The sequence below is a fragment of the Streptomyces sp. NPDC056734 genome (genome assembly GCF_042790455.1).
Lineage (GTDB): Bacteria > Actinomycetota > Actinomycetes > Streptomycetales > Streptomycetaceae > Streptomyces.
In genome coordinates this window covers 143491-165772 of the sequence record NZ_JBHTZD010000006.1, presented here as the reverse complement: position 1 = coordinate 165772, position 22282 = coordinate 143491, and the positions used below count along the sequence as shown (strand labels likewise).

The 22282-nt window shown below is 70.0% G+C and carries 20 protein-coding genes; 11 read left to right on the top strand and 9 right to left on the bottom strand.

Annotated features, from left to right (window positions below; all coding sequences use genetic code 11):
* Window positions 1-840 precede the first annotated feature (840 nt).
* Window positions 841-1191, bottom strand: a complete 351-nt coding sequence (locus ACFRFC_RS11100) for a helix-turn-helix domain-containing protein (protein WP_382680777.1) — start codon at window positions 1189-1191, stop codon at window positions 841-843.
* A 9-nt stretch (window positions 1192-1200) separates the two neighbouring features.
* Window positions 1201-1512: a type II toxin-antitoxin system RelE/ParE family toxin gene (locus ACFRFC_RS11095; RefSeq protein ID WP_382681070.1), complete on the bottom strand. Its 312-nt coding sequence runs from the start codon at window positions 1510-1512 to the stop codon at window positions 1201-1203.
* Window positions 1513-2707: 1195 nt separating this feature from the next.
* Here ACFRFC_RS11095 and ACFRFC_RS11090 point away from each other — a divergent pair.
* The 5 genes from ACFRFC_RS11090 (at window position 2708) to ACFRFC_RS11070 (ending at window position 6792) form a co-directional block, all read left to right on the top strand.
* Entirely contained in the window at window positions 2708-2923 is a 216-nt protein-coding gene (locus ACFRFC_RS11090; protein ID WP_382680776.1) for a type II toxin-antitoxin system VapB family antitoxin, read from the top strand.
* On the top strand, window positions 2920-3342 hold the full coding sequence (locus ACFRFC_RS11085; protein WP_382680775.1) for a PIN domain nuclease: 423 nt from the start codon (window positions 2920-2922) through the stop codon (window positions 3340-3342). The genes ACFRFC_RS11090 and ACFRFC_RS11085 overlap by 4 nt, the downstream gene beginning before the upstream one ends.
* 700 nt (window positions 3343-4042) lie before the next feature.
* Complete coding sequence (locus ACFRFC_RS11080) at window positions 4043-5671, top strand: hypothetical protein (RefSeq protein ID WP_382680774.1); 1629 nt, start codon at window positions 4043-4045, stop codon at window positions 5669-5671.
* Between the two features lie 45 nt (window positions 5672-5716).
* The gene (locus tag ACFRFC_RS11075) at window positions 5717-6112 is read left to right on the top strand and encodes a hypothetical protein (RefSeq protein WP_382680773.1); all 396 of its coding nucleotides are present in this window, start codon (window positions 5717-5719) and stop codon (window positions 6110-6112) included.
* Window positions 6113-6171: 59 nt separating this feature from the next.
* The gene (locus tag ACFRFC_RS11070) at window positions 6172-6792 is read left to right on the top strand and encodes a DUF5753 domain-containing protein (RefSeq protein WP_382680772.1); all 621 of its coding nucleotides are present in this window, start codon (window positions 6172-6174) and stop codon (window positions 6790-6792) included.
* A gap of 72 nt (window positions 6793-6864) precedes the next feature.
* Here the strand turns inward: ACFRFC_RS11070 and ACFRFC_RS11065 are convergent, their stop codons facing one another.
* The gene (locus ACFRFC_RS11065) at window positions 6865-8028 is read right to left on the bottom strand and encodes a Dyp-type peroxidase (protein WP_382680771.1); all 1164 of its coding nucleotides are present in this window, start codon (window positions 8026-8028) and stop codon (window positions 6865-6867) included.
* A 126-nt stretch (window positions 8029-8154) separates the two neighbouring features.
* On the opposite strand from ACFRFC_RS11065, the gene ACFRFC_RS11060 reads away from it, so the two are divergent.
* On the top strand, window positions 8155-9507 hold the full coding sequence (locus ACFRFC_RS11060) for a nitrous oxide reductase family maturation protein NosD (protein ID WP_382680770.1): 1353 nt from the start codon (window positions 8155-8157) through the stop codon (window positions 9505-9507).
* 7 nt (window positions 9508-9514) lie between these two features.
* Here the strand turns inward: ACFRFC_RS11060 and ACFRFC_RS11055 are convergent, their stop codons facing one another.
* On the bottom strand, window positions 9515-10360 hold the full coding sequence (locus ACFRFC_RS11055; protein ID WP_382680769.1) for a hypothetical protein: 846 nt from the start codon (window positions 10358-10360) through the stop codon (window positions 9515-9517).
* 164 nt (window positions 10361-10524) lie between these two features.
* Here ACFRFC_RS11055 and ACFRFC_RS11050 point away from each other — a divergent pair, with 164 nt between their 5' ends.
* Window positions 10525-13056 carry an SdrD B-like domain-containing protein gene (locus tag ACFRFC_RS11050; RefSeq protein WP_382680768.1) on the top strand — a complete coding sequence of 844 codons (2532 nt, stop codon included), beginning with the start codon at window positions 10525-10527 and terminating at the stop codon, window positions 13054-13056.
* Window positions 13057-13183: 127 nt separating this feature from the next.
* Here the strand turns inward: ACFRFC_RS11050 and ACFRFC_RS11045 are convergent, their stop codons facing one another.
* Window positions 13184-13849: a hypothetical protein gene (locus ACFRFC_RS11045; RefSeq protein ID WP_382680767.1), complete on the bottom strand. Its 666-nt coding sequence runs from the start codon at window positions 13847-13849 to the stop codon at window positions 13184-13186.
* 200 nt (window positions 13850-14049) lie between these two features.
* Between ACFRFC_RS11045 and ACFRFC_RS11040 the strand changes: the two genes are divergently transcribed.
* Window positions 14050-14850 (top strand): GNAT family N-acetyltransferase, encoded by an 801-nt coding sequence (locus tag ACFRFC_RS11040; RefSeq protein ID WP_382680766.1) that lies wholly within the window; start codon window positions 14050-14052, stop codon window positions 14848-14850.
* A gap of 41 nt (window positions 14851-14891) precedes the next feature.
* On the opposite strand, the gene ACFRFC_RS11035 is transcribed toward ACFRFC_RS11040, so the two are convergent.
* The gene (locus ACFRFC_RS11035; RefSeq protein WP_382680765.1) at window positions 14892-15695 is read right to left on the bottom strand and encodes a M15 family metallopeptidase; all 804 of its coding nucleotides are present in this window, start codon (window positions 15693-15695) and stop codon (window positions 14892-14894) included.
* A 181-nt stretch (window positions 15696-15876) separates the two neighbouring features.
* Between ACFRFC_RS11035 and ACFRFC_RS11030 the strand changes: the two genes are divergently transcribed.
* Together ACFRFC_RS11030 and ACFRFC_RS11025 are read left to right on the top strand one after the other, a co-directional pair.
* Window positions 15877-16350, top strand: coding sequence for a BlaI/MecI/CopY family transcriptional regulator (locus tag ACFRFC_RS11030; protein WP_382680764.1), 474 nt, complete (start codon window positions 15877-15879; stop codon window positions 16348-16350).
* A gap of 7 nt (window positions 16351-16357) precedes the next feature.
* Window positions 16358-17425: a M56 family metallopeptidase gene (locus ACFRFC_RS11025; RefSeq protein ID WP_382680763.1), complete on the top strand. Its 1068-nt coding sequence runs from the start codon at window positions 16358-16360 to the stop codon at window positions 17423-17425.
* Between the two features lie 228 nt (window positions 17426-17653).
* Here ACFRFC_RS11025 and ACFRFC_RS11020 read toward each other — a convergent pair whose 3' ends face one another.
* Genes ACFRFC_RS11020 through ACFRFC_RS11010 form a run of 3 tightly spaced genes read right to left on the bottom strand, consistent with a single transcriptional unit; the run spans window position 17654 to window position 21235 of the window.
* Window positions 17654-18589 (bottom strand): polysaccharide deacetylase, encoded by a 936-nt coding sequence (locus tag ACFRFC_RS11020; RefSeq protein WP_382680762.1) that lies wholly within the window; start codon window positions 18587-18589, stop codon window positions 17654-17656.
* Between the two features lie 58 nt (window positions 18590-18647).
* Window positions 18648-19916 (bottom strand): hypothetical protein, encoded by a 1269-nt coding sequence (locus ACFRFC_RS11015; protein ID WP_382680761.1) that lies wholly within the window; start codon window positions 19914-19916, stop codon window positions 18648-18650.
* Window positions 19916-21235 (bottom strand): MFS transporter, encoded by a 1320-nt coding sequence (locus tag ACFRFC_RS11010; protein WP_382680760.1) that lies wholly within the window; start codon window positions 21233-21235, stop codon window positions 19916-19918. Before ACFRFC_RS11010 ends, ACFRFC_RS11015 begins: the two co-directional genes overlap by 1 nt.
* 255 nt (window positions 21236-21490) lie before the next feature.
* Between ACFRFC_RS11010 and ACFRFC_RS11005 the strand changes: the two genes are divergently transcribed.
* Window positions 21491-22177 carry a GntR family transcriptional regulator gene (locus ACFRFC_RS11005; protein WP_382680759.1) on the top strand — a complete coding sequence of 229 codons (687 nt, stop codon included), beginning with the start codon at window positions 21491-21493 and terminating at the stop codon, window positions 22175-22177.
* Window positions 22178-22282: the final 105 nt, after the last annotated feature.

Sequence of the window (22282 nt, the reverse complement as noted above, 5' to 3'; positions counted from 1 at the left end):
TAGCACCTGCCGTGTCAGGCGCCCAGCGCCGTCACCACAACGGGCACCCTCTGGCGGACATTGACTCCGGGCACGCCCGCACCCGCTGAGGTGGGCATCGTTTCCGGCTCCAGGACGCTGGGGAACGCAGGTGCTCCGCCGACAAACGTCGCTCACAGTCGGCCATCACGGCTCCCTCTAGCTCGGCAGCTGGCAGGCGCGCGCCGTCACTGACAGCGCGAATGAGTCCCCCGGCTCAAGTACGTGCGCTTCGCGCTTCGGGTCACAGAGGCTCCGTACTCAAAATGTCGCCGCCACGCTTCCGCCAGCGCAACTTCTCTCGTCGATGACACGGCAGCGTGGCCAAGGCCGGTGGGGGTGCGACGAGGCACACGCGTGCGCGATCGGTCGACGCACCCGCCGTCGTGGCTGACTGTCGTCGGCTGAGGATCAGGCACTCTCGGCGCAGCTCCGCCAAGTGACGTACGAGGCAAAAGCCCGTGCCATTCGCGTGCCAGATCCTGCGGGGCATCACGGGGAATAGCGGGGATTGGCCACAGGTGGGAGCAGGACCCCATCACTGCCCCGCCGCAGGTCAGCCCGGCAACCACGGCCAAGAAACCCAAGCTTCCCAAGCTGAGAGCGCGAGTTCGATTCTCGTCACCCGCTCCAAAGAGTAGTCCCAGGTCAGCGGCCTGGGGCTACTTTTGCTCTACCGGTCTTCCAGTGTCTGTCGCTCCACCACACACTCGAAGATTGGGCACGCCGTGGGCACGAGTGCTTGGTTGAGGCGAGCGGGCGTCTGCTCCTCATCGCAGCGTGTACGCTGACCTGCTGTTTTCGCGGCCACGTTTGGGTAGGCTACGGCGCCGCGTTGCCCTGATCACCACTTGCCGGCATCCGCAGCGTGTGATCACCGAAGTCGGCAACCAGGTCCAACCTGCCGCCGAGCGCCTCGACGTAACGTGCGATGACATCGAGAGTGGCTACCTCGCCATGTTCGATCTGGGATACCCGAGCGATGCTCACACCCATGCCGGCAGCCACGTCCTTCTGGGCCAACCTGTACTGCTTGCGCGCCTCGGCGAGTTGATGCCCACGAGCTTCCGCCAGCAGACGACGCGAACCAGCTTCCACCTCAGCGGGATCCACACCGGCCGAGTACAGCTCCTGCTCCAGGGTCTCCCAGTCCTGCGGGGCCTTCTTGGGCATGTCTACTCCTCAGTCCTCCGTGTCACCGGCGTAGTCGCGATAGAGCTGTTCAGCCAGAGGAATGTTGTCGCGGTACCAACGATCCCAGTTTCCCGCCTTGTCGCCGCCGAGGAGCAGGAGGGCCGAACGAGTCGGATCAAAGGCGAAGACAATCCGAATCTCGGACCGGCCACCCGATACCGGTCTCAGCTCCTTGAGGTGGTGCAGGTCCGATCCCTTCAGCCGGTCCACAAGAGGACGGCCCAGAGTTGGACCAGCGTCACGCAGCGCGGCAACGGCCTGGGCAACCTGGGAGGCAGAACCGAGGTGCTCCTTGATCAGCTACCGGGACCACTCCGCGTACTCATCGGTGACCTTGATCGCCCAACTCAAGACGACTCCCTTCGACACCAGCAGGAAGAGTTTGAAAATTTCCTTAAATGGCAGCAAGTTGACTGTTCCAGCACTGATGCCGCCAGCATGACTCCCTCATGGACCACCGCCCCCGGGGGAGGTCTCGAATCTCTCACCACACGAAGAAGCTCACGCCACGTGTGAACAAGGGCACCCACATCCAGCAGGAGTTCTCGCACCTGGCGGAGCAGCACGCGCATCACGAACAGTCCCACGGCGGCGCTCCATCCCACGGTGATCCACCCCATCAGGCTGCCTCCTCACCTCGGGCAACAGGGTCCTCGCCAGTAAGGCTGAGGTCCTTACCTGGAGAGGTACATCTCTCGATCTTGAGTCGCGGTATCGTGCCGCGCCCACCGCCTTGGGCACCAGGCTGCCCGACATGGAGATCAAAGTCTGCAGCGTAGAACCGGCATTTTGTGATCTTGCAAACCAGGGTGGGGGACCTGCGTCCATGTGCAGTCGCGGCGCCCCCTCTGTCGACCTACACGTCGACGAGCCCCTAGCACGGAGAAGGCAACCCAGGCACGGCACTCGTCCACCTCACGCCGTCGTGCCCAGGTGTGCCCTTCAAAGCGGAGAACCACGGTCAACAGTGGAGCCGCCAAGCACTCACGCCTGCGGTGACACGACGAATCTATGCAGGTCAGCGATCATGTGGATGCCCAAGCACCGTCGCTTCCCAAGCTGAGAGCGCGAGTTCGATTCTCGTCACCCGTTCTTCATAACGCCCCAGGTCAGCGACTTGGGGCCTGCCTGCTGATGAGCCGTCGCTGCGTTTCGCGGGCGTCCCGCCGTCGACAAGTGGGCACGCGGAGGGCGCGAGTTTCTTGAGGCGGCAAGCCGCCCCCATCGCAGCACGGCGCTGAACTGCTCTTTGACGTAGCTGAGCGAGAGGTTCGCACGGTCCGAGCCCTCAGCCCGCCGTTCCCGGACAACACCGGACACCACCTTCTACGAGCCAAGAACCCCCTCCGTCACCCTCGCCACATGACCATCCCAAACCACTACACACTCGGCACCCCATCCTTGACGAAGGACATAGAGACACCCCCCCCGACCACCAGGCCGCAGGGTCGTATATATTTGATGGGTATCTGTATACCTAAGGAGGTATCGATCGATGACCCGCACCGTGATCGACCTAGACGACCAGCTCGTCGCAGACGTGGCCAAGGCCCTGGGCACCCTCACCAAGAAGGAGACGGTGAACACCGCACTGCGCGAGGTACTGGAGAATCGGCGGCGCGCTCTGGCGCTCACCCGCCTGCGGGCGGCGGCGGACGAGGGTGGCTTCGACTTGAGCTTGTTCGAGGACAAGGAAAGCTACCGTCGGTGAACGCGGCACAGTTCCTGATCGCCACCAGCGCCCTCGCCCGCCTGCTCCGCGGTGACGCCGAGCAGTACGGCTGGGACCAGGCGGCGGCGGTCGGACTCATCGCCACCTGCCCCATCACTGAGCTGGAGTTCTTCTTCAGCGCGCGCTCGGCCGCCGACCGCGCCCAAGGCGTCGAGAACATGCGGTTGCTCTTCGGCTGGGTACCGGTCGACGACCGCGCCTACGACCGCGCGTGGCAGGTCCAAGAACTCCTCACCCAACGCGGACAGCACCGCAGCGCCGGACCGGTGGACCTCATCGTGGCCGCCACCGCCGAGCTGCAAGGACTGACGCTCCTGCACCGCGACCGGGACTTCGAATGCATCGCCGCCGTCACCGGGCAGGCCCTGCAGTGGTACGGCCCCGAAACAGGCAAGTAAGTCAGAAGCGAGCACCCCGCCAAGGGGCTGCGCACGGGCGACGCACATCGCGTGCGTCGGGTATGCGGACCAGCCGGGCCAAGCGCAGAGCCTGTTCTCGGGCACTCACACCAGCCGCACTTCGAAGCCGCGCCCACAGCATGCCCACAAGTGCGGTCAGCCACAGCCAAAGACGGTGTGACCGGAGCTACGCGACTTCCTCGACGCGGTGCGTCCCCGCAGGTCGCCCCTCTTGCGGCCACCCAAGCGCCGTCGCCCTTCCCAAGCTGAGAGCGCGAGTTCGATTCTCGTCACCCGCTCCATGATGAACCCCCAGGTCCTTGGCCCGGGGGTTCTTTGTTGTCTAGTCCAATTCAGAGGTGGCATGTCCTCCGTGTGTCCAATGCGCACACGGGGTACCCCTTCCGGACCCACAAGCAGCATTGCGGGGATCACCGACGCCGGGCGTCTCGGATCACGCAGGATCAGGCGGGTTCCCCGAAACCGACCAAGAGCCGGAGCCTCTTGACCTCTGCCAGGAGGCCACTTTCGGTCATTGTGCCCTCACATCATCCTCGCACCCACTTTGCGCCGGTTTGTGGGGTGGCGACGCTCTCGTCCACCGAGGACGATTCTCCTCTGTGCTGGTCACGGACCGTCGTCGTGGCCGGCGCTTGGAGATACGGAGAGTGGCAATTTGGCATACACCGAGGACCAGTCGGTGTTCTCAGTGCCCGCGGTGCCCTTGGGGGCGACGGGCGACGGGCGAGAGGTGATTGATCAGCGGGTCTACACGGAGGGCATCACCCGTCGGCTTAGTGCTGCCGCCTTCGCCCGGAGTGACTGGCTGAGCGCGCTTCGCGCTGTACTGGCGCAGTGGTGGACGCAGTTGAAGGCCGCGGTGAGGGAGCGTCTTCGGTGGCTCTTCCCCGTGCGGCAGGCCGACGAGGCCATCGATTCGGCGGAGGCCGCGCCCCCCGCCGTGGTGCTGGGTGAGGACTATGCCGTCTGGGTCCGCCGCCGGATCAAGCGGCAGACGCGGCCGGTGCCGGTCTACGGCTTTCACCAGGAACCGGTGGTACACGCGTGCGACAGGGCGATCCGGCACATGCGCAGACGCCGGAGCGCCGTCATCGCCGTGGTCGCGGTCATCGTCTGGCAGGCCGGCGCTGGCGGCCTCACCCTGGGCTGGGCGGCTCTGTCGTCGCTCGCGGGGCTCTGGGGCGTCCACCTGGTGGAACGCTACGTCGCCCAGAGCCGCCTCAACGCACTGCTGGCCGGAGAGCTGCCCGCGCCCCCGACCACGGTTCAGGCCCACGCACTGCCGTACGTCTTCGAGCGCCGCCCCACCACCCCCGACCGGCACCGGTTCATCGGCGCGGGCCTCCAGGCATGGCACGAGGCCGTCATCGGCATCGACGTCGAGTCCGCGCCCGAGAATCAGGACGACGACGACCACGACGCCGATCCGCTGCGGGGCACCGGCTCGCCAGGGCTGCGATCCGATCGCCCCGATCTGACCGAGGTCGCCAGGGCAGTGCTGGAGGCGCTGGAGAAGCACAGCAAGCCGGTGGCCCGTAAGCCGATGAAGCACTTCACCTCGGACCAACTGCACTCCTACATCGCCCGGCGCCTGACTGACCCGGCGCCCTCCCACCACCGCGATCACCCGAAGCTGCGTGTCCAGGTCGTCGGGATCTCGGGCATTCACCACAGGCGCTGGGACCAGATCGACGACGAGACCTGGCGGAGCCTGCACTCCCTCGCCGTGGACAAGGCCGGCGCCAGGCCCGCCGGCGAAATCGCCCGCCGCTACATCTGGGCGCGCGTCACCGCGTGGAACGGCGACCTGATCGCCGCGATCCTCGTCCACTTCGCCTACGAGGGCGGCTTCCTGCGCGTCACCGTCCGCCCGCACATCATGGGCCCCCTCAACCCCGCGGTCGCGGGTCTCGGCCCCGCCAACCCACGCACATGGACATGGCTGGGCCGGGCAGCGTTCAACGCCCTGGCCGACGTCTGCGTCGGCCTCCACCGGCTCATACGCCACGAGGCCCGGGTCCGCCCCGAACTCGACCCCGGCAGCGGACCGGTCAGCCTCCGCGAGGTCTACAGCGTCCGCCGGCTCGACGACATGCACACCCACGACGACGCCCGCTACTACGTGCAGATGATGCAGCGCCGGGTCTTCGACTCCACCGAGATCTTCCTCCGCGACCACAACGTCGACATCGCCGCCTACCGCCAGCAGTCCACCGCCATCTACAACTTCGGCGTCATGAACGGCGGCAACATGACCGGCCCAGTCCAGGCCGCGCCCTTCTCGGCCGACGCCTCCATGACCAACTGACCCGCCCGCTCACCCACTCACCCGCTCATCCGCCAGGAGCCACGCATGCCCATCCGCCGACAGCCCGACCCCACCCCGAGCGGCCCCAACTTCGGGATCATCAACTCCGGCCATCTGACCGGCCCGGCCCAAGCCGCACCCTTCTCGCACAACGCCACCCAGAACAACAACACCACCAACGAGGCCCTCGACCGGGCACACGAGAGCATTGACGACCTGCGGCGCCGCCTGGAAGCGCTACGCGGCCGGCACCCCGACGTGGACGCCGCACTGCGCGACCTCGACATGATCGCCCCACAGCTGGACGACCCCGAACGCGATCCGCGCACCCTGCGCTACATCCTCCGAAACCTCGTCGAACGAAGCGGAGGCATCCCGGGCCTCCTCGCCGCGGCCCAACTCGTCCAGTCCACGGTCCTGGCACTGCTGCCTGCCGCCTAACATCCCCGCACCCCCGCACCCCCGCACCTCAGACCAGCAGCGCGTGTGAAAGGAACAGGGTGAACAGATCAGTACCCTGGCAAGAGCGTCTCTCCGCCGGCACGGAAGCCGTCCAGGACGACGTGATCGGGTGGTACCAGCGTACAAAGGAAGGGAAAGCGTACGTACCCGCCATGATCTGGGGCACGCTTCAGACCGAGGCATACGCCACCGTGATCCTGAAGCAGGTCGTCGCCTTTCACGGCACTCCCGATGACGTCGCGGCGGGAGTCGCCAAGCGGATGGAACGGCAGCAGGTCCTGCACGACGGCGAGCACCATTACGACGTCATCCTCGGCGAACAGGCCCTCTATACGAACATCGGCGGCCCCGAGGTCATGCGGGGGCAGATCGACCGACTGCTGCGTGACGTCGAACTGCCCTCCCTCGCACTGGGCATCATCCCCACCGCGGCGAGACTGGCCATCTTCCCGGCACCAGCCTTCGGAATCTACGGCGAGGGCGACACCGTCAGCCTGGAGTTGGTCTCCTCCGGGCTGCACATCACGGACGAGGCGGAAGTCGCCCTCCACCACAAGGTGTTCGACCTTCTGCGCGCGGGGGCCGAGTACGGGGATGCGGCCAGGCACATCCTGGGCAGGGCCCGAACCTTCTGGGCGGACACGCCGCACGACGACTGAGATCGCGGTGAAGCATGAACGGACGACCACCGGTCGGTCGCTCTCCATCGCGTCCCATGCAGTGACCCCGGATCAGCCGAACAGCGTGGAACCCAGCGGGCGTCCCTCGTCGTAGCCGGGCAGGATCAGGAACGTCGCGCTCGCGGTTGTGGTGGTGAAGGGCAGCAGCGCGTCGGAGGTGTCCATGCGGGCGAGTGTGGCCGTGAAGGTCCGCAGGTCGTTCTGGAAGCTGATGAAGAGCAGGCCGGGGGCCGGGTCGTCGATGCTGTAGGAGCGGCGGAGCATATGGCCGACGCCGACCACCGTGGGGTTCGCCCTGCGGACGTGGGCGTCCACGGGGACGAGATAGCGCCCGTCGGGTGTCTTGGCGCCGAGTCCGGGGGCCGAGTCGATGCCGCCGCCCGAGAGGGGTACGCCGCTGGCCCGGCGCCGGCCGAAGACCGCCTCCTGCTCGGCGACCGACAGGGCCGCGAACCGGGTCAGGTCGAGTTCCATGCGGCGCAGTACGGCCAGGGTGCCGTCGGCGACCTCGGAGGGGCCGGCCAGCCACAGGTCACGTTCCTGCTCGGCGGTGGTGTGCGGGCCCACGATGCCGTCGATGAAACCGAGCAGATTGCGCGGTGCGGTACGGCCCTCCGCCACCGACACCTCCGTACCCCGGCGCCCGAACTGCCGCCAGCGCTCCTGCACCCGGTCGCCGGCCTCGTCCAGGAGCGCGGCGGCGACGACCGGTACCAGCAGTGCGTCACTGGCACAGATCTGGATCAGCAGATCACCCCCGCGTGCCTGGGCGGTGATCCGCTCTCGGGAGAACGCCGGGAGGTCGGCCGCGCCGGGCAGTGTGGCACCGGCCGCCCGTACCAGCCGTGGGCCGACGCCGACGGTCACGGTCACATCGCCCGGGGACAGGCCCAGCAGCCGTGGGTCGGACCCGGCGGCGATGGCACGGATGGCCTCGCCGAGTTCGGCCAGCAACGGGCCGGGCGCCACCGTGGCACCGACGTCTGCCACCAGGGCCAGCAGATGGGGCTGGGCCGTCCCGGGAAGCGTCACGCCCGCCTGATGCCGGCCCGTCACCTCGACCGGCCTGGGCGTCCCCAACCCGGAAGGGGAAGGGGCGGGGCTGCCTGAGTCCCCATCGGCCCCTGAGCACCCGGCGAGGAGACCGGCGGCCACCGTGGCGCCGGTGATGTCGAGGAACGCGCGGCGGGACGGGGGGCGGTCGGCGCGGTGCATGATGCGTACAGTGCCACAACCGTCCCTCGCCCGCCGCTCGACCCCTGCGCCCGCCACCCAACCCCCGCCGAGCCACCGGGAGTTCGACGCCCCGAGCAGACGTCGGCACCGTGCCAGACTGGGATCATGTCTCGATTGGCTCTTCGCGTGATGACGGCTGCCCTGGGCGCACTGACACTGATCACCGGCTGTAGCGGCGGCGGTGGCGGTGATGGCGGTGACGGCAGCAGTGAAGGGCGGCGGCCCGACGGCGCTCAGGTGACCATCCGGGTGCCCGGCGACGCCCCGACGATCTCCGACGCGGTGTCCCTGGCCCAACCCGGTGACCTGGTACTGGTGGCTCCGGGGGTGTACCACGAGTCGGTGCAGATCGACACGGAGCGCATCACTCTGCGCGGCGAGTCCCGGGCCGAGGTGATCATCGACGGACAGGTGCGGCGGCCCAACGGTGTGGTCGTCACGGCGCCCGGGGTGGCCGTGGAGAACCTGACCGTGCGGAACAACACGCACAACGGGGTGCTGGTCACCGGTTCCGCGGCAGCGGTCACCGCACTGCCGGGGAGCGGCGGCTACGACACCGGCGACGAACCCGTCAGCCTCCTGGAGTCGTTCCTGGTGTCCCATGTGACCGCGACCCGCAACGGCCTCTACGGCATCTACGCGTTCTCCGCGCAGAACGGCGTCATCGAGCACTCCTACACCTCGGGCGGGGCGGACTCGGGGATCTACGTCGGCCAGTGCAGGCCGTGCCGGATCGTCGTGCGCGACAACGTCTCCGAACTCAACGCGGTCGGTTACGAGGGCACCAACGCCAGCGGTGACATGTATGTGGTCGGCAACCGTCTGGTCGGCAACCGCGTCGGACTGACCACCAACTCCGACCACCAGGAGAAACTGCTCCCGCAGCGCGATGTCGTCGTCGCGGGCAACCTGATCGCGGACAACCAGCAGGAGCTGACCCCCGAACAGGCCGACGGCGGCTGGGGCATCGGCATCGGCATCGACGGCGGCAGCGACAACCAGTTCCTCCGCAACCGGGTCAGCGGCAACACCAACGCCGGGCTGGTGATCACCGCGACCGCCGACCTGACGGCGGACGGCAACCGGATCACGGACAACACCTTCACCGGCAACGGCATCGACATCGGCTGGACGTTCCCCACCGCCACCCAGGGACAGGGCAACTGCCTGGAGGGCAACGAGCTTCGGACGACCGTGCCCGCGGGGATCGCGTCCAGCGCCGCCTGCCCGGTCACCGCCACCTCCCCTACACCCTCCGGCAGTTGGCAGGGTCCGGTGGCGCCCGCGGGCATCCCGTTCACCGAGGTGGCCGCGCCCGGCCCGCAGCCGGAGTTCCCGGAGGCCGGCACGGCCGGCGCCACCGTCGTACCGGACGTTCCGGTGCTGCCGGTCGTCGCCGATATCGCGCTGCCGTCGCCGTCGCTGCTCGCCGACAACGCACAGGTGCAGAACTCATGAGGGGCTGCTACGGCGTCGGTGTCGCTCCGGGCAGCGGCTGGACGGGGACGTACTCCTGGGTGTCGAAGTCGAAGACCACCGGCTGGGGCGCGGAGGCGATGGCGGCCTCGACCCGGTACATGGTGCCGTCCGAGCCGATCCAGTAGCGCACGGTCTGTGCGGTATCAGCGCCGCCGGTGTCGCCATCGGCATCGGCACTGGCCTCGGCCTCGGCGCGCGGCCCGTTCATGATGTCCGTCGGCCGGCCGCGCACCTCCTCCCGCCCGACCCAGGCGGCGCCGTTCTGCGGCAGCAGCGCCGCGTTGTCCGGCCGGTCGCTGCCGAGGTCGAGCGCGATGGCCAGCGCGCTGTCCAGCGTCATACCGGATGTCTGCAACGGACGGCTGACCCAGCCGGACGCGGGCGGTGCCGCCGGTGCGGCCGCCGGCGGGTCCGCCAGGGGATGGACGAGGACGGTGGTGGCCGTCCACTGGATCAGCCCGTCGCTGGACGTGTCGCGCCCGGTCCCGCGCACCACCCCGTACCCCGTGTGGGTGCGGTAGTCGATGGATCCGGTGATGACCAGCCCGCCGGTGACGTTTGGCACCGTGATCGTCACCGCCCGGCCGCCCGCCTGGTAGTTGAGGAAGCGCGTGATCGCCAGCCGGTTCACCTCGTCCGAGGTCAACGCCCTTGGCGCGGCCGGGTCATCGCCGTCGCCGAGGAGGACGAAGGCGCTGGTCGCGGCTGCCGCGAGGCAGAGGACGACGGCTGCTGCCCACCTTGGTCGCGGCCACCGGCGACGCCGCTCGGTGTCGATTCCCCGCGCCTTGACGCGCCCCGCGCTGCTGCCGCGCGCTCTGCTGCTCCACATGCTCCGCACGCGGCGCGAGCGTAACAGCTCCCGCGCGAGCGCCCCCAGTTCCCGTACGAGCGCCCCCAAACTCCACCCCCGCCGGACATGACGAGCCGTCAACTGTAGTCTCTGCGCGGAAGTTGCTGGATTTGCGTAAGCTTAGGACGAGGTAAAGGAGCGTTATGCAACTAGGTGTACTGGTGCGGATGGGCCTGTCCGGCCTGCTGGTGGTGGGGGGCGGCGCGGGCACGATCCTGACCGGCGCCGGGCAGGCCGGAGCCGCGGCCCCTGACGGCACCCTGACCGTCGAGGTACTACGGGACTTCTTCGGCACCGGCGTGATCAACACGACCATGGATGTGCCCCAGCAGGGAATGCAGGTCGATGTCATCGACCTTGAGGGCAACAGTGTCACCGGTGTCACGGATGTCACCGGAAGGGTCGTCGTGCCGCCGACGAGCGAGCTGACCGGCGGCAAGTACCGGGTCGATGTCACCGTCCCGGCGCCTTACAGCGACTATCTGGGGCCGGCGCCCGCGTCGACCGAGCCGAACCACTTCGACAGCTTCACCACGTTCGTGGACGTCTCGGACGGCAAGGACGACTCGGTGACCACCGGGGTCTGGAACCCGGCCGACTACGCGCTGCCCGACACCCGGTACTTCGTACCGATCCAGAACGGCGCGGGCGGGACGGACACCCGGGCGCTGGTGGCGTTCGGGACGGACGCCCGGGGCATCTGCCCCGATCCGGCCGCGTGCCCGGACGTCCTCAACACCCAGGACCAGGTGGGTACGACCTACGGGCTGGCCTACGACCAGTACCGCGACCAGCTGTTCCAGTCGTCGTTCGCCCGCAGGTACACCGAGTACGGGCCGGATGGCGGTGACGCGATCTACATCCAGCCCGTCGACGGGGGCACCCCGACCCTCTTCGCGACGGTGCCGGACGCCACGGAGACACCGCACGACACCGGCAATCTGATCAAGGACGCCGGGTTCACCGACGCGCCGGGCAAGGAGAGCATCGGCGGCCTGGCCCTGTCGGAGGACGGCTCGACCCTGTACGCGGTGAATCTGCTCACCCGTAGCCTGGTCAGCTTCGACGCGACGGGGCCCACGGCCTCGGCGCCCGAGGACACCGTGCCGATCCCCGACCCGGGCTGCGCGGCGGACGACGACTGGCGTCCGTTCAGCGTGGCGGCCCATGACGGCAAACTGTATGTCGGGGGTGTGTGCAGCGCCGAGAGCACACAGGACCGGGCGGACCTCAAGGCCGTCGTCGCCACCTTTGACGGCGAGGACTTCACCACCGTGCTGTCCCAGCCGCTGGACTTCGAGCGCGGGGCCGTGCTCGTCGGCCGTGAACAGTACGACCAGGCCACGCACTGGAACCCGTGGAACACCGACCTGGAGGACTGGGACAGCTTCAGCCTGGAAGGTCCGATGATCAACCCGCAGCCTGCGCTGGCGAGTATCGCCTTCGCCCGTGACGGCTCGCTGATCCTCGGCTTCCGTGACCGGTTCATGGACGTCGTGAGCTGGGGCGGCCTGGACCCGAGGCCGGGCAACGACACACCGCAGAGCGGCATGGCCGGCGGTGACATCAACATGGCCTGTGCCAGGCCCGACGGCGGCTACGACTGGGAAGGCACCGGAAGCTGCCCCGACCACGCCACCGACCCGGCCCTCGACGGGGTCCAGGCCGACAGCGTCGTCGAGTACTTCCCGGGTGACTTCTTCCCGAACGGCGGCTCCTCGACCCAGCCCGGGCCGCACCAGGAGTCCGCCCTCGGGTCGGTCGCCTACATCCCGCAGCAGCAGTGGGTCGTCAGCACCCAGATGGACCCGGCCGGCCAGGTCGTCACCAGCGGGACCGGCTACTACGACGTCGCCACCGGCCTCGGCCCCGGCAACGACCCGGTCAACAACGCGTACGAGTTCGTCGGCCCGTACCAGGGCGGGTTCGGCAAGGCCGGTGGCCTCGGCGACATCGCGTACGCCGCGGCGAACGCACCGATCCAGATCGGCAATGTGGTCTGGTACGACGGTGACCGCAACGGCCTCCAGGACCCGGGGCACGTACTGCTGCCGGGTGCGACGATCAACCTGCTGGACGCCGAGGGCGAGCAGGTCGCCACGACCACGACCGATGCCGCCGGTGAGTACTACTTCGGCGGGGTCGGCGCGGAGTACGAGCTGACGCCGGGCGCCGAGTACACCGTGCAGTTCGATGTGTGCACGGCGGACACCAGCGAGGTGCCGGGCCAGCCGGACGCCGCCGACCTGCGGTTCACACTGCCGCGCGCCGGTGACGACGAGGTTCACGACTCCAATGTGACCCCGCCGACGACCGGCCCGCTCTGCAACGGCTACGCCCCGGTCACCGCGCCGGCCGCACCCGGAGGGGTCGATCACACGATCGACGCCGGTGTGCACATCCCGGAGCCGGAATCCCCGTCCCCGACCCCGACGCCGACCCCGACGTCATCCGAATCCCCGTCCCCGACCCCGACCCCGACCGATTCCCCGACCCCGACCCAGCCGACGGCCCCGGCGCCCAATATCCCGGCACCGAACAGCCCGGGCGGCGGCGGCCTCGCCGAAACCGGTATGTCCGGCATCGGAGGCGTCCTCGCCCTCGTCGCCGTACTGCTCGGCGCGGGCACGACAGTGGTCCTCGTCAGCCGTCAGCGACGCACACGACACCACTGACATCAACTGGCATCAACTGGCGTCACTGACACACCAGTAGCACCAGTAGTACCGGAAGTACCTGGAAGTACCCGGAGACACCCGTCGGGCCGGTCATCGCACCGGCCCGACGGCCCGAACGGCGCGATCACCGGCGGCCGTTCGCCAGGGCAAGGCCCTGGACCCGGTCAGAGCCAGCCCCGGCGGACCGCTTGCAGGCCCAGCTGGAACCGGGTCTGGGCGCCCAGCAGTTCCTGGAGCCCCTGATCCGCCGTGCGATCGTCCGTTCGCTGACACCCATCTCGCGTGCGATCGCCTCGTCGGTGAGGCCCGCGCCGAGGTAGGTGAGGAGCTGCTTCGCCTCGTCCGAGGCCGCGTCGTCGGCCTGGGTGCCGGAGGTGATGGGTACGGCCATCCGCCAGAAGGTCTCGAAGTACGCCGCCAGCCCCGCCAGGAACGGGGAGTCGTGGACGACCACCGCGGCGGTTCCCGGCCCGCCGGCGCCCGGCGCCCGTACCGTCACCAGTGCCCAGCGGTCGTCGGCGATGGCGATGTTCATGGGGATGTGCGGGAACACCCTGGCCTCCTCGCCCGCCTCGACGCACCGTTGCACCATCCGCAGGGCGTTCGGGTCGCGCAGCACATGGGTCCCGTAGATCACCTGGTACCGGACGCCGCGGGCCAGCGCCTCGAAGAATCCGTCGACGATCTTGTGCCCGTCCGCGGCGAGGTTGCCGAGGGTCATCGCCCGCACGCGCTCGCGCGCTGCGAGAGCCGCGGCGGCAGCCAGCCGCAGCGTGGTGGGTCTGTCCATCGTGCTCCTTGAGAGATCCGCAGATGCAGGTGCCTCACCATGAGTTGGCGGACCAAAGCGGGTGAATGCTTTCCGCTGGCGGAAAACGGCATGGCAGGAACTCGACGGGACACGACGGGACATGACGGAGCCGCCATCGGCCGCTCATTTTCTACCCCCCGTAGTAGATTTATTTCTACACGTCGTAGTAATTTAAGGGGGTGGACGCCGACCTTCGCGCTTCTGCGCTGCCGAGCACTGCCCCCGCCACCGCCGAACCGCGTATCGCCGTACGGTTCATGGACACCCGGCATCTGCCGTACGTCGTCGGTGAGCACCTCCGCCACTTTCCCGGCGGCTTCTTCGCCCGCCTCGGGCGCGGGTTCCTGACCGCGTACACCCGCACCCACCTCACCAGCCCGCACGCCACCGGGTTCGTCGCCGAGCTGGACGGTGAACCCGTCGGCTATCTCGTCGGCGTCATCGACCCGGCACTGCACCGCCGTCACCTGCTGCGCAGTCATGGGCTCGGGCTGGCACTGCGGGGCCTGGCCGCGCTCGCCGTCCGCCCCACGGTCGCCGCCCGCTTCGTACGGACACGACTGGGCCGGTACGTACGTAAGTTGCGGCCGGGGGAAGAGGCCGTCCCCGGCCGGACGCCGGGGCCCGACCCTGTCTCCGGCATCGACATCGACACCGGCACCGGCGCCGGGACCGGCTCTCTGCATCCGCGCCCCGTCCGTGGCGCGGTCCTCTCCCATGTCGCCGTGTCCGAGCGGGCCCGCTCGCTCGGTATCGGGGGTGTGCTGATCGAGCGGTTCACCGACTTCGCCGTACTGGCCGGGTGCGACCGGATCTCACTGGTCACCGCGGCCGGTGCCGCCGGCGCCGGGCCCTACTACGAGCGGCGCGGCTGGTACCCCGACGGCGACACCCGCACCCCGGACGGCCACCGCTTCCTCCTGTACGCCAAGAGCCTGCCCGGCCCCACGCCGCCCCGCCCGCGTGGCCCCCGGCCCTGAGCCGCCACCTCGCCGGTGATGCCGGTGATGCCGGTGATGCCCTAGGGAGCCGGGGCGGTGCCGTCACCCGTCGTCGCCGACGGTGCCGCGCCGGGTCCGCCGTACGGCTTCGACGGGTATCCGGTGTCGAAGTGCATGTAGTCCGGCACATCGATGTTCTGCCAGATCCAGCCCTCGGCGATGAACGTCCGCCAGACCAGGCCGCCTTCGAGGATCTTGCCCGGGCCCTCGGTGCGCTCGCTGTACTCGGCGCCCGCCGTGGGCTGCCAGCAGGTGCAGCGCAGGTCCTGCCAGGGGTTTTCGAGGGGGTTGATGTCGACGGACCGGCCGTTGGCGTGCGGGGACTCCAGGGCAGGGGCGTTGATCTGGTCCTCGCGGCGGCAGTTGAAGGCGGCGGTGTTGTCGGCCGCCAGGCTGGCGGTGCTGTCGCCGCCGTACTCCTCCAGGGGTTTCATCTGCCGGATGGGGAACTCGGCGTCGAAGAGCGCGGTGAAGATGCGGACGAAGCTCTCGGCGGTGTCGGCGTTGACGACGAGCACCCCGCGCTGGATCTCTCCGTCGAAGTCGTAGTGGTTGATCTCGACGCGGCGGAGCTGGTCGGGGGAGGTGACGGGGCAGCCCGTCCGGACCATCCCGGCGTCCCGCATCTCCTGCCACTGGTCGTCGGGGACGGCCCGCACCACGGCGTCCGCCGAGGGCGGTGGAGGGGGCGTCGGGCTCTGGGTCCGGGTGGGGCTCTCGCTCCGGCTCGACGTCGAGCCGGTGTCCGCCGCGGCCGAGCAGGCCGTGGTGAACAGGAGCGCCGCCATCACTAGCGACGGCCCTGTGCGGGCGAAACGGATCACTGCGCTGTTCCTCGGGGGTGAAGGGACGGGCCTCGTGCCCACGAAAGTACTACAGGCAGTAGAAATTCTATAACGGGTAGGATTTCTACGAGAGAGGGGAGTTCGACCGCGGGTAGAGTCTCCCGGCGGGAGCCGGGCGCGGGAGCGCGGGCGGCGCACGACAAGGGGCGGTGCGGGGACGATGCGGCCATTCGGCGAGCTGGAAGCCGACATCATGCGGGTGCTGTGGGCGGCGCAGGACAAGGAACCCGTCACCATTCACGCCATCACCGACGCCCTCGACGCCGAAGGCCGGAACCTGGCGTACACCACCGTCATGACGGTGACCGAACGCCTGCGCACCAAGGGATGGCTGACCCGGGAGAAGGTCAGCCGCTCCTTCCGCTACCGCGCGACGCGGACCGCCGACGACTACTCCGCCCAGCTCATGGCGCAGGCCCTCGACTCCTCCGCCGACCGCACCGGCGCGCTGCTGCGGTTCGCGGGGCGGCTCGACGCCTCCGAGGCCGCGGCGCTGCGCCAGGCGCTGGACGCGCTGCCCGGGGACGACGCGGCGCAGGACGACGGGGCGCAGGACGGCGGAGCCGGCGGCGACAGCGCCGGGGACGACAGAGCCGGGGACGACGCGGTCACGCGTCCGGTGCCGGAGCGCTGAGGCCGCCGTGCTCGTCATCGCCGCCCTGCTCGGCCATGCCCTGCTGCTCGGCGGCCCCGCCACCCGTCTGCTCGCCCGGGCCCGCTGGACGAGCCGCTTCCCGCAGGCGGCGCTGCACGCCTGGCACACCTGCGCGGCCGGACTGCTCGTCTCGCTGACCGTCGCCCTCGTCCTGACCGCCCATGACCTGTGGGAGCACATCATGGTGTGGGTCTTCCACGCCGACATGCACCAGGTCCACGACGCCTACGGAGGCGCCTGGCAGGCCACAGGCATCGCCGAGGCGGCCCTCCTCGCCCTCGCGCTCGGCGCCGGCACCCTGTCCGCCCTCACCCTGCGCCGCTCACTGCGCCTGCGGCACGACCGCGACCGCTACCGCCTGACCGCGGACGCCCAGGCGGGACATGGCCCCTATGGCCTCTATGGCCCCTATGGAGCGTATGGCCCGTATGGCGGACAGGGTGAGTCCCCACTCCCCCCTGCCGCGCCCGCCGGGCGCACCGCCGGGCCACCGGTCCGGGTGCTGCGCCACCACGCCCCGGCGGCCTTCTGCATCCCCGGCTCGCCCCGCGACTCACGCATCGTCGTGACCAGTGCCGCCCTCGAACTGCTCTCCGGCGCCGAACTCGCCGCCACCCTCGAACACGAGCGGGCCCATCTGCGCCTGCGCCACCACCGCTCGATCCTCGCCGCCGACATCCTCACGGCCGCGCTCGGCTGGACGGGCCTGCTGCGCGGATACGCCGGACAGGTCCGCCGCCTCGCCGAGATGGCCGCCGACGACCAGGCGGCCCACCGGCACGGCCGCCGCACGGTCGCCAAGGCCCTGCTGGAGATGTCCTCGGCGCCGGGCGTCAATGGGGGTCTCGGCGGCGGTCTTCCCGCGCTCACGGGCGCCGACCCGGCCGGCCGGATCCGGCGGCTGATCAGCGCGGCGCCGCGGCGCACCAGCAGGCCGGTCGCCGCGCTGATCGTGTCCGCGGCCCTCGCGGCGACCGTGCTGCCGGTGGGGGTGGCGATCGCACCGGCGGCACGGCTGGCGGACACCGCGCACCCCGTCTCCACGGGGCACTGACGACACCGCCCGCACCGCGGCGATCCCACCCCGGGCCGAGCGGGCAGGATGCCGCCTTGGGGCGGCCGTCGGGGAACCCGCCGAGGGGATCCGCGCCCGCCCTCCGGCGCACCAGCTCCGCGCGGGCGGGCGGGCACCTGGACGCACGCGGCGCGGAGACGCTGACGGAGCCGGTCGGCCCGGGACCACCTCCGAGATCCCGGACCGCACCGCGTGCCGCGCCGCCGATCAGCGCATGTCGGCCGGGCGTTCGGTGCCCGCGAAGGGGAAGCGGCGGCGGAAGTCTTCGGCCGCGTCCTCCAGCGTGCAGAACGAGACACCGGCATGGGAGCCGACGTACTCGATGAAGCGCTCCAGCATCAGCAGTACCTGGGGGCGGCCGCTGACGTCCGGGTGCAGGGTGATCGGCAGTACCGCGTAGTCCAGCTCCCGGTGGACCCAGTCGAACTGGTCCTTCCAGTCCTGCTCCAGGACGCGCGGGCTCACATAGCCGTGGCTGTTGTGGGCGTGCTTGTTGAACATCATCGGCGGCAGGTCGTCCACGTACCAGTTGCCGCAGAACTCGACGAGGTCCACCTCCTGGCCGTGGATCAGCGGCTTCATCCAGTCCTTCGCCGCGCCGGTGTAGTCGATCTTCGTCCAGGAGTCGCCGACGCGGGCGTAGAAGGGGGTGAAGTCGCGGTAGTTCTGCGAGTGGTCGTACGAGAAGCCGTACTTGTGGAGCAGTTCGGCCGTGTACGGGGACATCTCCCACCAGGGGGCCACATAGCCGCGGGGTTTGCGGCCCGTGTACTCCTCGATGAGGTCGACGCACTTGGCGAGTACGTCCTCCTCCTGCTGCGGGGACATGGCGATGGGGTTCTCGTGCGAGTAGCCGTGCGCGCCGATCTCGTGGCCCGCCTCGACGATCATCCGGGTCTGCTCCGGGAATGTCTCGATGGAGTGCCCGGGGATGAACCAGCTGGTCCGGATGGAACAGCGGTCGAACAGCTTGAGCAGGCGGGGGGTGCCGACCTCGCCGGCGAAGACGCCGCGCTGAATGTCGTTCGGGGAGTCCTCGCCGCCGTACGAGCCGAGCCAGCCGGCCACGGCGTCGACATCGACACCGAGGGCGACCTTGATGTCTTTCCGCGGTGTGTGGGGGCTGGGGGTGGTGTCGGTCATGGTGCCTTGTCCTTATGGCGGGTGGTGGTGCTCCGTGGTGAGCGGGGCCGGGCGGGGCTCACGCGGCGGCCGGTGGGGTCACGGCGTCCAGGGCCGTGTGCATCCGGGCCGTGGCGTCGGCGAGGGCGGCCCGGTCGTGCTCCGTCCACGCGCGCTCCTCCAGGCTGTGCACGGAGATCCAGCCCGCCATGGCGCCGCCGCGCTCGACGGGGCCGAGCAGCTGCGCGTGCACGCCGTACACGTCGATGAGGGCCTGGGGCGGGTGCGGGATCGCGTCGAAGTGCGGCTGCACCAGCGGGACCCGGTTGCGCTCCAGCCACTCCACGGTGTTGAGGCGCCGCTGGTCGAGTCCGGCGTCCCGGCGGATGGAGCGCACGCCCTCGCGCAGCGCCTCGCCCGCCGTCAGGTCCACGTGCAGGTCGTGGGCGGGCAGATCGAGCCGGAAGGTGGTGCGGTCGGCGCCGGTCGCGGCCAGCAGCTCGGTCAGTGCCTCCTGGATACGGGCCCGGAGGCTGCCGGAGCGCAGGAGTTCGCCGTGGCCGGGCAGCGCCGGGGCGACGCCCGCGAGGTCCAGCGCCTTCCACAGCGTCGCCGTGACACTGTCGAACACCGGGACGTTCAGCTCGCGTTCGAGGCCCGCGGCCGTGCCCGCGCCGTACACATTGGTGCAGACGACGGCCGCCGCGTGCACGTCGCCCCGGCAGGCGGCACGGATCTGGGCGGCGACCTCGTCCTCCGGGATGCGGGCGAACGCCTCGTTGTCGCTGATCCCGAACGGCTCGCCGTCCAGGGTGCCGGTGATGCCCTCCTCGGCGTACGTCGCCACGATCCGCGCGGCGACATCGCGGGTGTAGGGCAGGGCGAGACCGAGGCGGGTCACCCCGTACGCGGCGCAGGCGTCGAGCAGGGCCAGCGTCGAGGTGGTGGCGGGGATGCCGGTCGCGTCGGTGATCGCGGCGCACAGGGCGCGGTCGTGGCCGATGCCGAGCCAGGACCCGGAGGTGCCGTTCCAGGCGATCACCTCGACCTTGGCGTCGGCGAGCTGCCGGGCGGCGGCCAGCATCGGCGCGGGGTCGAACTGCGCGTCCGACGCGCCGTCGAGGGCGATCCGGGTGACCGGGACCCGGGCGAAGTGGGCGGTGGCGACGGGGCGTTCGCCCGCGGCCGGGGTCAGGAGACGGTAGGTCACCGGCTCCAGACAGGTGTTGGAGGACGGGGTGAGCATCCCCAGGCGAGTGGGCGTGCCCGGGCGAGTGGGGGTGCCCAGGCGGGTAGGCGTGCCCTGACGGGTGGGCGTGCTCTGCGTGTCCGGACGGGTGGTGGTCATCAGGCGGCCAGCCTCCGGCTGTAGTCGAGGACGAGGGAGGAGAGGGTGAACAGCACACCCGCGCCGACGAAGTAGAGCAGCGCCCAGGTGTACGAGCCGGTGCCGCCGACGATGAAGCCCACCGCGATCGGCGTGACGATGCCCGCGATGTTCCCGGACAGATTCATCGCACCGCCCACGACACCGGCGTTGGCACGGCCCGCGAGGATCGACGGCAGCGACCAGTACAGGCCGGCCCAGCGCAGGAAGAACATCACCACCGACAGCAGTGCCACCGCGGTCATCGCGTCCGGTACCAGCACCACGCCGAGCAACCCGCCGACCACGGCGACCCCGGCGGTGCCCATCATCGTGCGCATCACCTTGTTGGCGCCCGCGCCCGCCGCCTGCCAGCGGTCGGAGAGGAAGCCGCCGAGGAGTTCACCGACGAAACCGGAGCCGAAGATGACGAGCGTGGACCAGCCGATGGTCTTGATGTCGAAGCCCTTGGACTCCGAGAGATAGAGCGGACCCCAGGTGAGCAGGCCGTAGAAGACACCGTTGAAGCCCATCCAGCCCAGGCACATCGCCCAGAAGGAGCGGTACTTGAGGTAGGGGCGCAGTCCGCGGCGGGCGCCCTGCGGGTGGCGGGCGTCCTCCTCGGCGTGCGCCCGCTCGATGTACGTGGCCTCCGCCTCGTTGACCTTGGGGTGCTCGCGCGGGGTGTTGCGGATGTACCAGGCGGCGTACAGGCCGACGGCGACGGTCAGCACACCGGCGATCACGAAGGCGATCCGCCAGCTTCCGGTCCAGGCGATCAGCCCCGAGATCAGGATGCCGCCGAGCGCCGCGCCCAGCGGGGCGCCGCCGTCCAGCAGCACCGCACCACGGCCGCGCTCCTTGGCGGGCAGCCACTCGGCATTGAGCTTGCCGCCGGCGGGCATGACGGGTGCCTCGACCACGCCGAGCGCGAGCCGGTAGCCGAGCAGGGACCCCGGGCCGGTGGCGCCCGCGGTCAGCGCCTGGACGACACCCCAGCCCACACAGGCGCCGGAGGCCATCCGGCGTGCGCCGAAGCGGTCGGCGAGCCAGCCGCTGGGGATCTGCATCAGGGCGTACGTCCAGAAGAAGGCGCTCAGGATGAACCCGGTCGCCTCCTTGGACAGCCCGAGATCCTCGGTGATGAGCGGGAGCGCCACGGACACCGAACTGCGGTCGATGTAGTTGAGCGCGACGACGCCGAGCATCAGCACGAACATCTTCCAGCGCACACGGCTGGGACGGCCCGCTGCCGCCGGCGACGACGCCTTGGCAGCGGAGGGACTCGCTGAGACACGCATGGAAAAGCCTCGATTCAGCGATGACGGGGGAGAGCGGAGTGCACGGAATCCCGTCGTCCCGGACTGCGCCCATGCGTCCAGACGGGGACGGATGCGGCCCCTGCCTGGCCGTTCCGCGTTTTGGTATACCTAAAATGAAGGGCGGGCCGTGATCCGTCAAGCGTTTGGTATACCTTGAGTTCGAGCCGGTCGCTCACGCCGATCACTCGGGCCGATCGCTCCCGCCGCTCACTTGAGTCGTCCAACGGAGGACATGTGGACCGGACCACGCCGGCCGCCGCGCCGCGGGCCGCATCGCTCACCGGCTCGATGTGGCTGCGCGACCAGGTCACCGAGGCGCTGCGGGACCGGATCATCACCGGGCGGCTCAAGCCCGGGGACCGGCTCCTGGAACGAGAGCTCGCCGAGGAGTTCGGTGTCTCCCGCGTCCCGGTGCGCGAGGCGATCCGGGTCCTGCTGGCCGAGGGCTTTCTCCAGGCCCTCTCACCGCGCCGGATCGTCGTGCGCGGGATGACCCGCGAGGACGTGGAGAACCTCTACGACATGCGGGAGGCCCTGGAGGTCCTGGCCGCCCGCCGCGCCACCGAGCGGGCCACCGAGGCCCAGCTCCGCGAACTGGACCGGGCCCTGGAATCCGCCCGCCGCGCCACCCTCTCCGGCCGCCCCGAGCGCGTCTCCCGCGCCAACGCCGCCTTCCACCACCAGATCGTGGAGATCGCCGCCAACGACCTCCTGTCCACCACCCTCGCCTCCCTCGAAGGCCGCCTGCGCTGGCTCTTCCAGCAGATCGACGACCCCGGGCCGCTCTGGGACGAACACCGCGCCCTCCACGCCGCCATCACCCACCGCGACACCGACCGCGCCGCCGAACTCTCCCTCCACCACATCCGGCACTACCGGGAGGTGGCGCTGGCGCTGCTGTTTCCGGAGGGGGACGGCTGAGCGGCCGAGGCGGGGTCCGGGCGCCGGATGGGGAACAGCGAACGAACCCCCGGGCCGGTGGGCGTCGGGGGTTCGTCTCGGCCGGGGGCCAGCAGTTGCGGGGCG